This window comes from Streptomyces sp. NPDC091682, from assembly GCF_044756625.1.
Lineage (GTDB): Bacteria > Actinomycetota > Actinomycetes > Streptomycetales > Streptomycetaceae > Streptomyces.
In genome coordinates, this window is record NZ_JBIVTH010000008.1 from 261,111 (window position 1) to 272,526 (window position 11,416).

The following is an 11,416-nucleotide window of genomic DNA, read 5'->3' on the forward strand; positions in this document are numbered from 1 at the left end:
CAATCATTACTTGATCATCCCGTAAAGCGATATTCCGATGCCGGAGCCCCAGCATGCATCCTTCCCCCTCCCCGGCCGAAGAGGCCGTCGCCGCCGAACTGGCCGACGTACGCCCGTCACTCGGACCCTCGTACGTCGCCGCGCTCGGCGGTGCCCGAGCGGCCGTGCTGACCCGGCTGTGGCGGGCCCTGGCCTTCGAGCCCCTGCCCTGGGTCGTCGGCCGCGAGCACGCGCCCGACGGCCTGGCGCTGCTGCTGGCCGGGGGCGCCCGGCTGGAGGGCCCGCTGCCGGACCCGTACGCGACCGGGCCCTACGTGAGCGAGCTGCTGCTCGACGGCAAGCCCTACCGGCAGGCCGCGCGGCTGGTGACGGCCCTCGGAGTGCCGCACGGGGAGCAGTTCGCCGCCGAGCTGGACGGCTGTACGGCCTCCCTCGCGCTCTCCCGGGCGGGTCAGCCGCCCACCGGGAAGGACTCCGCCCCGCGGACCACGTGGGAATGGGAGCAGCGGGTGGTCGACGGGCATCCCTACCACCCGAACTGTCGTTCCCGGCCCGGTTTCTCGGTGGCCGAGCAGCTGGCGTACGCGCCCGAGCACCGGCCGGTGGTGGAACTCGGGCTGGTCGCCGTACGGGCCGAGGAGTGCCTGGTCACCGGCGACTGGCCCGCGGAGCTGCGGGACGCGGGGCGAATCCTGGTCCCGGTGCACCCCTGGCAGGCGGCGCACGTCCTGAAGCACGAGCGGGTGCGGCCCGGTTTCGCGGCGCATCCGCTGATGGCCCTGCGCACCCTGGCCCCCGCCGACGGCGGGGCGCACGTGAAGACCGCGCTGAGCGCCCGGCTCACTTCGTCCGTGCGGGACATCTCCGTCTACTCCATCGAGACGGCGGCGGCCGTCTCGGCCTTCGCCCAGGGCCTGTCCGAGCGGCTCGACGGCCGGCTGCACATCACCCGCACGCTGGGCGCCACGACCGCGCACAGTCCGGACCTGGCGGCCGTGCTGCGCGAGCCGCCGGAGGTGTACGCGGACGCCGCCGCCGGTGAGCGGGTGCTGCCGGTGGCGGCCCTGGCCTCCTTCGGCCCGGCGCGCTCGGCGGCCTGGCGGGCCGAGTTCGCCCGGCTCGCGCTCTCGGTGTGCCTGCGGGTGCTGGAGCTCGGGGTGGCCCTGGAGGCGCACGGCCAGAACCTCCTCGTCGTCCTCTCCCCCACCGGCGCCCCGCTGCGGCTGGTCTACCGCGATCTCGCCGACATCCGGATCAGCCCGGCCCGGCTGGCCCGGCACGGCCTGCCGGTGCCGCCCCTGTCCGGCAGGCTGGTCACCGACGACGTGACCGTGCTGCGGCGCAAGCTGTTCGGGTCCTTGTTGACGGGGGCGCTCGGGGCGACGGCGGGCTCGGCCGCGGCCTTCGCCGAGGCCCTCGCGGAGGTGGCCGCCCTACCTGCCACCGCGGACACCTCGGACACCGAGGCGCTGCTGACCGGGCCGCTGCCCACCAAGGCGCTCACCCGGATGCGGCTGAGTCCCGGGGTTCCGGGCGACCAGTGGGCGGAACTGCCCAATCCGCTGCTCGGAGGGTGAGCGGGAGCACTCGGTCGGTTTCCCCCCGGAGGGGCTCTGGAGGCTACTGTTCAGGGGCATGACAGAGACCTCGTACCTCAGCTCCGTACGGGCGTCCTACGACGCCGTCGCCGTCGACTACGCGCGGCTGCTCAGCACCGAACTGGCCGGAAAGCCGCTGGACCGGGCCATGTTGGCGGCCTTCGCCGAGTACGTGCGCGACGACGCGGGCGGCGGTGGCCGGGCGGTGGCCGACCTGGGCTGCGGTCCGGGCCGGGTGACCGCGCACCTGGCCGGTCTGGGCCTTCGGGCCTTCGGCGTCGACCTGTCCCCGGCGATGGTTGCGGTGGCCCGCCGGACGTATCCGGGGCTGCGCTTCGAGGTGGCGTCGATGGCCGCCCTGGACGTGGCCGACGGGGTCCTCGGCGGGGTGCTGGCCTGGTACTCCACCGTGCACACCCCGCCCTCCCAGCTGCCCGGGCTGTTCGCGGAGTTCGCCCGGGTGCTGGCGCCGGGCGGCCATTTCCTGATCGCCTTCAAGGCGGGCGACGAGCTGATCCGGCTGGAGCACGCGTACGGGCATCCGGTCGACCTCGACGTGTACCGGACCCCGCCCGAGCAGGTCGCCGGTCTGCTGGGCGGGGCCGGGCTGACCGAGGTGGCCCGGCTGGTTCGCGAGGCGGGCCCCGGTGAGACGTCCCCCCAGGGCTTCCTGCTGGCGCGCAAGGGGTAGGCCAGCCGGGGTCCCGCCGCCGGGGCAGCTGCGCGGGTGCCGTTGACTGCCGCCGTGGACATGGACGACGCGGTGGCAAGGGGAGCGGAAACGGGGGCGGGGCGAGAGCGGCGGGCTCGTCCTGCGGCGTTTCCGGGACGGCGACTCGGTGGAGGAGCTGACCGCCCTGCTCCACCGGGCCTACGCGGACCACGCCGCCGCCGGACGGGTCTTCTTCGCCTCGTACCAGTCGCCCCGGGACACCCGCCACCGGCTGGGCAAGGGCGAGCGCTGGATCGCGACGGAGGACGGGGCGCTGATCGGCACGGTCACCGTGTCCGCCCCGCATCGAGACGCCCGGGAGCCAGTGCTGTGACCGGGTCCCCGGTGAGGTCCGGGAAGCGCTCCAGCAGGGCCGTTCAGGGGGCACCCCGGTGCGTGTGGGACCCGCCTGCACGGCTATCGGCCCGGGCGGTGGCAGGAAGGAGGTATGAGCCTCCATCGCCGCCAAGTCCTGGGCAGCGCGGCCGCGGCCGTCCTCGCCACCGTCGGAGCGGCGGCCCGGACCCCGGACTACGGGGCGCTGGCGCGCGGCGTGGACGGGCGCGTGGTGCTCCCCGGGGACCGGGACTACCCGGAGGCCCGCCGGCTGTTCCAGCCCCGGTACGACACCGTCGCTCCGGCCGCGGTGGCCTATCCCGCGCACGCCGGGGACGTGGCCGTCTGCCTGGACTTCGCCCGCCGCTCGGCCGCGCCCGTGGTCCCGCGCGGCGGCGGGCACAGCTACGCCGGCTGGTCCACGCGATCCGCCGGGCTGGTGGTCGACACCGGGGCCATGGCCGCGGTGTCGGTCGACGGCGACGGCGGGGAAGGCGGGCAAGGCGGCGTACGGATCGGCGCCGGGGCCCGGCTCGGGGACGTGCACGCGGCCCTCGCCCCGCACGGCAGGTCCGTCCCGACCGGGCTGTGCCCCTCCGTCGGCATCGCCGGACTCACCCTCGGCGGCGGCCTGGGCCTGGCTTCGCGGGCGTACGGGACCACCTCCGACCGGCTCACCGGGGCCCGGGTGGTCACCCCCGACGGGATCGTCCGCGAGGTTTCCGCCGACCGGGATCCGGAGCTCTTCTGGGCGCTGCGCGGCGGTGGCGGCGGAAACTTCGGCGTGGTCACCGAGTTCCGCTTGCGCACGCACCCGGTCGACGCGTGCGCCTTCGCCGAACTCCGCTGGCCCGGCGGTGACTCCGCGGCCGTGCTGCGCGGCTGGCAGCGCTGGCTGGCCGGGCTGCCGGACCCGTTCTGGAGCCAGGTGGAGTTCACCGTCGAGGCGGGTGCCGGAGCCGGGGTACCACCGGCGGTACGGGTGGTGTGCCTCGACGGGCGTCACGAGCTGGAGCGGCAGTTGACCCGGCTGTCCGACCTGGTCGGCGGGGCACCGCGGGACAGCTGGATCACCGTACGCAGCCACGAGGACACCGTCCGGGTCATGTCCGGCTGCTCGGAGCTGGGCCCGGCGCAGTGCCGGCTGCCGGGCACCCTGCCGGGCCGGGACCCGCAAGGGCGGCTCGGCCGCGACTCGTACGCCGCACGGTCCGACTTCTGGGCGGGCGGCGGACTGCCGGACGCGGCGATCGGCGCGGTGCTGGACGCCGTGCGGCGGTACGGGGCGAGCGTGCCCGGGGGCGGCCTGGGCGTGGTCCAGTTCGACGGGGTCTGCGGCGGCGCGGTGAACCGCGTCCCGGCCGGCTCCACCGCCTTCGTCCACCGCGACAGCGCCTTCCTCGCCCAGTACCTCGCCTACTGGCCCGAATCCGCAGCGGCGGCCGAGGTCGCCCGGCACCAGGGCTGGCTGGACGGGCTCTGGCAGGACCTGCGCCCCTGGGCGAGCGGCCGCGCGTACCAGAACTACACCGACCCGAAGCTTACGGGCTGGCGCGAGGCCTACTACGGCCCGAACCTCGCGCGCCTGCAGCAGGTCCGGCGTGTCTACGACCCGGACCGGCTCTTCCGTTTCCCCCAGGCCCTTTAGGGAGTGTCCGGCATGCGACGTACGTTGACGATGGCCGTGGTGGCGGCCGCCCTGCTGGTGTCGGGGGGGCCGCTGCCCGTGGCCGAGGCCGGAGGCGTCGCCGCCCCGGTGGCCGTGGGCCGCTGGTCGGCGCGCGAGGCGCAGTCCTTCTGGAGCGCCGAACGAATGGCCTCCGCAGCACCGTTGCCGCCCGTACCGCCCGCACGCGTGGATCCCGCGCCGCCCGCGGTGCCCGAACGCCCGGAGCCGGCCGAACCGATCGGAGGGGCCGAACCGGCCGAACCGGTCGAGGCGGTCGAGGCGGTCGAGGCGGTCGAGGCGGTCGAGGCGGTCCCGATCGCCACGCCGACCCCCGCCGCGACAGGGCTCCCGCTGCCCACCACGACACCCGCGCCGGCTTCCGCTCCCCCTCCCGTCCCCACTCCTCCCGCCGTTCCCGTGCCCGTGCCCGCCCGCGCGCCAACGGCTCCGGCTCCGCTTCCCGCCCCGGCACGCCCGGCCGTTCCGCGGCTGCCGGCCCTCACCACCGGCATCGGGCAGAACTTCGACGGCATCCCGGTCACCGGCCGGATGTTCCTCGTCAAGGCCGGTGGGACCTACTTCTGCACCGCCAGCGTGGTCTCCTCCCCCGGCCGCAACCTGGTGCTCACCGCGGCGCACTGCCTGCTCGGCTCCGACACCCAGCAGGTGGCCTTCGTACCGCAGTACACCCGGGCGAAGCCGCAGCCGTACGGCCTGTTCCCGGTCCTGCGGGACGCGGACGGGCGCTCCAAGATCTGGATCGACCCGCGCTACCGCTCCCAGGGCGTCGACCGCGCAGCAGCCCTCGACGCGGCCTTCGCCCAGGTGGGTCCGAACGCCCGCGGCTTCTCGGTGGAGGACGTGGTGGGCGGGAACCGGCTGCGGACCGGGGCCGGTTACGCGCACGCACGGGTCACGTTGATCGGCTACCCGGCCTCGGCCGCCCGGCCGCGGGTGTGCGTCAACCGGACGACGAAGTTCACCAGTGCCGACGCGCGGATCCCGGGATCGTTCCTGCGGATCGACTGCACCGGCTATCCCGGCGGGACCAGCGGCGGCCCGTTCCTGACCCGCTACGACGCGCGCACGGGGACCGGTGACGTGGTGGGGGTCATCGGCGGCTGGAAGACCGGCGGGGACAAGGTCGACACCTCGTACAGCTCCTACTTCGGCGCGGACATCAGGAAGTTGTACGAGAAGGCGGTAGCCGGGGCGAAGGCGCGGCGGTGAGCACCCTTGCCCGGCGGGTCCGGCGCGGGTTGCCGACCGTGCGCGGGGTCGCGACGGGCCCGTCGCCGTTCAGCGCGTCGGCGGGCGCGAGGCCGAGCCGGCGGCGCAGGTCGGCGAGGGCCGCATGGACGGGCGCGAGGACCACCTCGGCGCCCGGGTCGAGGGACGCGAGGGCGTGCGCGGTGGTCTCGATCGCCTCCGCGGCGTCCTCGGCGGCGGCCCGGCTCCATCCACCGGGCGCGCCGGTACCCCAGGGGGCGATGGTGTCGTAGAGGTGGCAGGCGGCATCGGCCACGGCGTCGGCCCGTTCACCGACGCCCGGCGCCGCGATGGTCGGCAGTTCCATGCCGGGTCAACGAGCCGATGCCGCCCTGGGTGCGTACGGACGGGTGCCGAAGGACCGGGGACTACCGCGCGGACGCGGCCCGGCGGATCCGCCGGGCGACGGCGTGCGAGGCGGCGGTGGCCGCGCCCGCGAGGGCTAGGCCCGAGACGACGTCGCGCGGCCGTGTGGGCCGCAGGACCCCGGCCCGGCGCAGTCGGCCGCGCGCCCACAGGGTGAAGGGCACCACGAGCAGCGGTGAGGTGACCACGCCGGGGGTGTAGCCGCGGGTGGCGACGGCCTGGGCGACGTGCACGAGGCCGTGTAGGCCGAAGCCGTTCAGCGAGGTCTGGTAGAAGGCGGAGCGCCCGCCGGTGCGGTACCCGTCGGCCGAAGCGGCAGCGACGATGAGTCCCATCACGGCGACCGCGGTGGCGAACTCGCGGCCGTTCACCGCTTCCATGCTCCGCCAGACCCGGTCGGGGACGCCGGGGTGGCGCTCGCGCAGGGCGGGGACCCGGGTCCGGGACCAGCGCGCCACGGTGGCCACTTCTTCGAGGTCGTGCACGGCCCAGGCGGCGAACAGTCCTAAGGTGACGGCGCTCGGCGATATCGGGGGGCGGGAAGCGTCAGCGTTCATACGGCCACAGTCTGCAGCCACAGGGGCAGCAACAGAAGCGACACGAGCGAACTCTTGATCACGATCGACGCGGAGAGGTCGACGCCGACGTCGTAGCGCTGGGCGAAGATGAACAGGTTCTGCGGGGTCGGCATCGCCGCGATCAGGACGAGGTACGCGAGCCACTCGCCCCGCACACCGACGAGCAGCCCGCAGACCGCCCAGGTCAGCAGCGGGAACACCAGGCACTTGAAGCCTACGAGGGCGAGTTCTTCGCGCGTGGTGCCCCGCAGCTGGAGGCCGAGGCCGCCCAGGTGGAGGCCCAGGGCGAACAGGGCCACCGGGGAGGCGCTGTCCCCGACGAACGCGGCGCCGTCCAAGGCGACGGCCGGGACCCGGACCGAGAGCAGGTTGAGCAGGATCCCCGCGTTGCAGGCGAGGACCAACGGGGTCGCGAGCGAGGCGCCGACGGCGCGGGAGAGACGGCGCCCCGGGCCGCCCGCCGTCGGGCCCGCACGGCCCAGTTCCATGAGGGCGATGACGACCAAGGACAGTACGCAGACCTGGAACAGCAGGATCGGGAAGATCGGCGCCGCCGTCCCGAACACGGTGATGAAGACGGGGACGGCGAAGTAGGCGGTGTTCACCTGCACTCCCGCCATCACCCGCAGCGCCACGTCGCGGGGCTCGCGCAGGCCGTGGGCGACCGCCGCCACGGCCACCGCCACCACGGCGAGGGCCGCGGCCCCCGCATAGCCGCTGATCGCCCGCCAGTTGAACAGGGCCCCGAGATCGCTGGCGTAGATGTTGCCGAAGAGGTAACAGGGGACGGCGAAGAGGAAGGCGTAGTCGGAGAAGACCTTCGAAGCCTCGGCCGGAACGATCTTCCGGCGGGCGAGCAGCACGCCGCCGCCGAACGCCAGCAGCACCGGCACCAGTTTCTCCAACGCGGCAGCGCCACCCATGCCCGTATCCCCCATGATCGACAGGCGAGCAGCCTAGCCCCACCCGCCTTCCGGCCCTCCGGCACATAGGCTGGCCCGATCATGAGCGACGAACCCCGTAACCGGCTGCGCAGCCGCACCCGCGCAGGCATCCGTTCCTCCTCGGCGGCCGGCGCCCGGGTGCCCGGCGCGCTGGCGCGGCTGGCCGTCGTGCTGCGCACGCCGGCCGGGGCGGCGCAGCCCCTGTTCGCGCAGGCACCCGGGCGGTGGCAGCGGGCGCTGCCGTTCGTCGTCGTCGGCATCTTCGTCGTCACCCTGCTGCCGGTGACGATCGCGGTGCTGTCCGACGACTACGGGGTCGGCGGCGGTTGGGCGGGCGCGCTGGCCGTGGCGCAGACCGTGCCGCTGCTCCTCGCGCTGACCCGGCCGGTGCACGCCTGGCTCGTCGTACTGATCGCCGACACCGTCGCCGCGGTGCTGCTGATCGGCGCCGACGAGGTGGCCGGGCATTCCTGGCCGTGGCCGCCGATGACCATCGTCGGCTACCTGGTGCTGATGGCCTGCCTGGGACTGCGCGAGTCCGTCCGGACCCTGGTCGGGGTGTGGCTGGTGACCGGCGTCGTCGGTACCGTCCTGGGCTTCTCCCCGCCCGCGGGCGTGACGAACACCGCCGCCCTGCTCTTCGTGCTCAGCGGCGTCATGCTGGTCCTGACGGGCGCGCTGCGCGGGGTCGGTGACGCGCAGCAGCGGGTCGCCGAGCAGGAGAGCATCAGCGAGGCGGAGCGGTCCCGGCGGACCTTGCTGGAGGAACGGGCCCGGATCGCGCGCGAGTTGCACGACGTGGTGGCCCACCACATGTCGGTGATCACGGTGCAGGCCGATTCGGCGCCGTACCGGGTCCCCGGCATGTCGGAGCCCGTACGGGAGGAGTTCGCGGCGATCGCGGCGAGCGCGCGGGAGTCGTTGGGCGAGATGCGGCGGCTGCTGACCGTGCTGCGCGGCGACGGCGCGGGCGGGGCGGACGGCGCCGACGGCGAGCGGGCCCCGCAGCCGGGCATCGACCGGCTCCAGCAGTTGGTGGAGGCGACCGTACGGGCCGGGCAGCCGGTGGAACTGTCGCTGGCGGCCGGGGTGGCCGGGGCCGCGCCACCGGCGGTGGACCTGTCGGCGTACCGGATCGTGCAGGAGGCCCTGGCCAATGTGGTGCGGCACGCGCCCGGCGCTCCCACCCGGGTCTCGGTGACGGTGGACGAGGACGAGGTCCTGGTGCTCGTGGTCAACGGTCCGGCGCGGGACGCCGTGGTGGAGCTGGAGGGTTCGGGCACGGGGCACGGTCTGGTGGGGATGCGCGAGCGCGTACGGTTGACCGGCGGGACGCTCGACACGGGCCCGCTGGCCGACGGCGGCTTCCGGGTCGCCGCCCGGTTGCCCTTGAACGATCCGACCGAGGACCCCAGTTGACCATTCGCGTGATCATCGTCGACGACCAGGCCATGGTGCGGGCCGGGTTCGCCGCCCTGCTGTCGGCACAGGCCGACATCGACGTGGTGGGCGAGGCGCCCGACGGGCGGCAGGGGGTGCGGCTGTCCCGTTCCACGCACCCCGATGTGGTGCTGATGGACGTGCGGATGCCGGAGATGGACGGGCTCACGGCGGCCCGGGAGATCCTCGATCCCCCGCCCGGGGTGGTGCACCGGCCGAGGGTGCTGATGCTGACCACCTTCGACATCGACGACTACGTGTACGAGGCGCTGCGCGCGGGGGCCTCCGGGTTCCTGCTCAAGGACGCCCCGCCGGCCGATCTGATCGCCGCGGTCCGGGTGGTCGCCTCGGGCGAGGCGCTGCTGGCGCCTTCGGTGACGCGGCGGCTGATCGCGGACTTCGTCCAGCAGCGCCCGGCGCCGCGCAAGGACCCGGCGCTGCGGCTGAAGGGGCTCACCCCGCGCGAGACCGAGGTGTTGGAGCTCATCGCGCGGGGGCTGTCGAACCAGGAGATCGCGGGGCACCTGGTACTGGCGGAGCAGACGGTGAAGACGCACATCGGGCGGGTGCTGGCCAAGCTCGACCTGCGGGACCGGGCGCAGGCCGTGATCTTCGCGTACGAGGCGGGGCTGGTGCGGCCGGGCGACTCCGGCTGAGTCCGCCGGCACCGCCGCCGCAGGGCGCCCGTGCTCTTCCGGTCCGTCATGCGTGCGCACGGGCCGGTGTGGTGCCCGAGGGCCGAGCCAGGCATCGCAGGCACGGGACCTCGGAGCGTCCTGTCGGTCGGGGCGGATCGACGCCCGGTGCGTGCGTCGCGGGCACCGCGAGCCCGGCGGGGCACCCGCGAGGACGTGTCCGCGAGGTAGCGCCGGCCGCCCCGGGGGGGGGGGCGGGCCCCGCGGTGTCTGGGGCCGTGCATCTCCCCCGGCTACCGCTGGGAAGACCCGGACAGAGTTTGGGGGATGCGGTGCAGTGCCAGGTGTCGCGGGGCGGGCGGGACTTGGCGGACACAGCCTACGGCAGGCCGGCCAGGGTCTCGCAGCCGGTGGCGAAGTCGGTTCCGCCTTCGCCGTCGCAGGCGTCCGGGCCGTCCGGGCCGGCGGGGCCCCCGGAGAGGAAGTCGCCGGCGGGGCCCGCCTTGAGGGTGTCGACGCCCTCGCCGCCGTCGAGGAAGTCGGCGCCCCCCGCCGTTCCCGCGCTCGCCGTGCCGGTGAGGTCGACGTTGTCGCCGAAGACGCGGTCGTTCCCGGCGCCGCCGCTGATGGTGTCGTTGCCCGCGGCGGTGCGGCGCGCATCGGCCGGGCCGCTGTCTCCGACGAGGAACTCGTCGGAGGCTCCGCCGATGATCCGGTCGTTCCCGGCGCCGATCGCGCGACCCCCCGCCGGGTTGGTGACGGTGTGGTCGCCGATCGCCGAGACCCCGCCGTCGGCGCCCAGGTCCAGCAGGTCGTTGCCGCCGCTGCCGATCGCGTTCCGTGCGGCCTCGCTGTCCCCCGTCATGGTCTCGGACCCGGGCCCTCCGAGCAGTACGTCGCTCCCGGCGCCCGTGGCGTTGCCGGCGGACGCACCGGAGTCACCGAGCAGGGCGTCGTCGCCGGGGCCGCCGTCGATCCGGTCGGCTCCGCCGCCCACCGCGTTCAGTCCTCTGCTGTCCCCCGTCAGCCGGTCGTTGCCGGGGCCGCCGATGAGCTGGTCGTTTCCGCCGCCCTCGGCGTTGCCGCCGGGGGCGTAGCTGTCGCCGGTGAACTGGTCGTCCCCGTCGCCTCCGAGCAGGCGGTCGTTGCCGCCGCCCGTGGCGTCGCCGGTCGGGCTGAAGCTGTCGCCGCGCAGCTGGTCGGCGCCCGCGGAGCCGTCGATCTGGTCGTTGCCGAGTCCGCCGATGAGGACGTCGTCACCCGCCAGCCCGCAGATCAGGTCGTCGCCGCCCTGGCCGTGGATCGTGTCTGGGCCCGGAGTGCCGACGATCACGTCGTTGCCCGGGGTCCCGTCGGTGGTCGCGCCGGGGGTGGTGACGACGAGGGTGGCGGGTACGCCGAAGCAGGTCACCGCCCGTGCGCTGACGTTCCCGGTCCCGAGGAGGACGAGGGATCCGGCGGCCAGGGCGCAGGCGAAGCCGGCGGCGGCCGCCCGGCGGGGGCGAGGTCCCGGTCCGGACTCCCGCTGATGTTCCCAGTGGGGCATCGTCTGCACTCCCTTGGCCGCAATTAGTCGGACTATCGCCATAACTAGCCGCGGCGCGGGCCTCGGCGACGCCGACACACTGACGGGCTCGGGCAGACGGCTGACGGGGATCGCACCCGTGGAGCAACGGCGAGCCGTGCCGGGCACCGGGCACGACAGGGGCGGGGCCGGGCAACGCCGGAGCGAGCGGTCGGACCCATCAGCGGGCCGGGAAAGGACTCCGTCTCCTCCACCCCCTACCGGGGTATGACATCCGACTTGGCTCCCTGGTCGGACGTGGACGCGGATACCCCCTACCTACCTTCCCCCTCGTCACGAGGAGA

At 74.8% G+C, this 11,416-nt stretch carries 11 protein-coding genes; 7 read left to right on the forward strand and 4 right to left on the reverse strand.

The window, feature by feature from the left end:
* Nucleotides 1-53 precede the first annotated feature (53 nt).
* The 5 genes from ACIQK6_RS20630 to ACIQK6_RS20650 all read left to right on the forward strand — a co-directional run bounded on the left by ACIQK6_RS20630 (nt 54) and on the right by ACIQK6_RS20650 (nt 5,545).
* A complete protein-coding gene (locus ACIQK6_RS20630) occupies nt 54-1,577 on the forward strand; it encodes an IucA/IucC family siderophore biosynthesis protein (RefSeq protein WP_329095340.1) in 1,524 nt (507 codons plus the stop codon).
* A 58-nt stretch (nt 1,578-1,635) separates the two neighbouring features.
* Nucleotides 1,636-2,289, forward strand: a complete 654-nt coding sequence (locus ACIQK6_RS20635) for a methyltransferase domain-containing protein (RefSeq protein WP_329095342.1) — start codon at nt 1,636-1,638, stop codon at nt 2,287-2,289.
* A gap of 148 nt (nt 2,290-2,437) precedes the next feature.
* The gene (locus ACIQK6_RS20640; RefSeq protein WP_402695219.1) at nt 2,438-2,644 is read left to right on the forward strand and encodes a hypothetical protein; all 207 of its coding nucleotides are present in this window, start codon (nt 2,438-2,440) and stop codon (nt 2,642-2,644) included.
* A 114-nt stretch (nt 2,645-2,758) separates the two neighbouring features.
* Nucleotides 2,759-4,294: an FAD-binding oxidoreductase gene (locus tag ACIQK6_RS20645; RefSeq protein ID WP_402695220.1), complete on the forward strand. Its 1,536-nt coding sequence runs from the start codon at nt 2,759-2,761 to the stop codon at nt 4,292-4,294.
* 12 nt (nt 4,295-4,306) lie between these two features.
* On the forward strand, nt 4,307-5,545 hold the full coding sequence (locus ACIQK6_RS20650) for a trypsin-like peptidase domain-containing protein (RefSeq protein ID WP_329095348.1): 1,239 nt from the start codon (nt 4,307-4,309) through the stop codon (nt 5,543-5,545).
* On the opposite strand, the gene ACIQK6_RS20655 is transcribed toward ACIQK6_RS20650, so the two are convergent.
* The 3 genes from ACIQK6_RS20655 to ACIQK6_RS20665 form a co-directional block, all read right to left on the reverse strand.
* Nucleotides 5,496-5,891 carry a hypothetical protein gene (locus tag ACIQK6_RS20655; RefSeq protein ID WP_329095349.1) on the reverse strand — a complete coding sequence of 132 codons (396 nt, stop codon included), beginning with the start codon at nt 5,889-5,891 and terminating at the stop codon, nt 5,496-5,498. The genes ACIQK6_RS20650 and ACIQK6_RS20655 overlap by 50 nt on opposite strands.
* Nucleotides 5,892-5,952: 61 nt before the next feature.
* Nucleotides 5,953-6,507 carry an HXXEE domain-containing protein gene (locus ACIQK6_RS20660; RefSeq protein ID WP_329095351.1) on the reverse strand — a complete coding sequence of 185 codons (555 nt, stop codon included), beginning with the start codon at nt 6,505-6,507 and terminating at the stop codon, nt 5,953-5,955.
* A complete protein-coding gene (locus tag ACIQK6_RS20665; RefSeq protein ID WP_402695221.1) occupies nt 6,504-7,451 on the reverse strand; it encodes an AEC family transporter in 948 nt (315 codons plus the stop codon). Before ACIQK6_RS20665 ends, ACIQK6_RS20660 begins: the two co-directional genes overlap by 4 nt.
* Nucleotides 7,452-7,532: 81 nt before the next feature.
* Here ACIQK6_RS20665 and ACIQK6_RS20670 point away from each other — a divergent pair, with 81 nt between their 5' ends.
* Entirely contained in the window at nt 7,533-8,891 is a 1,359-nt protein-coding gene (locus ACIQK6_RS20670) for a histidine kinase (RefSeq protein WP_329095355.1), read from the forward strand.
* Entirely contained in the window at nt 8,888-9,568 is a 681-nt protein-coding gene (locus ACIQK6_RS20675) for a response regulator transcription factor (protein ID WP_329095357.1), read from the forward strand. Before ACIQK6_RS20670 ends, ACIQK6_RS20675 begins: the two co-directional genes overlap by 4 nt.
* A gap of 358 nt (nt 9,569-9,926) precedes the next feature.
* Here ACIQK6_RS20675 and ACIQK6_RS20680 read toward each other — a convergent pair whose 3' ends face one another.
* Complete coding sequence (locus ACIQK6_RS20680) at nt 9,927-11,093, reverse strand: calcium-binding protein (protein ID WP_329095358.1); 1,167 nt, start codon at nt 11,091-11,093, stop codon at nt 9,927-9,929.
* Between the last annotated feature and the right edge of the window lie 323 nt (nt 11,094-11,416).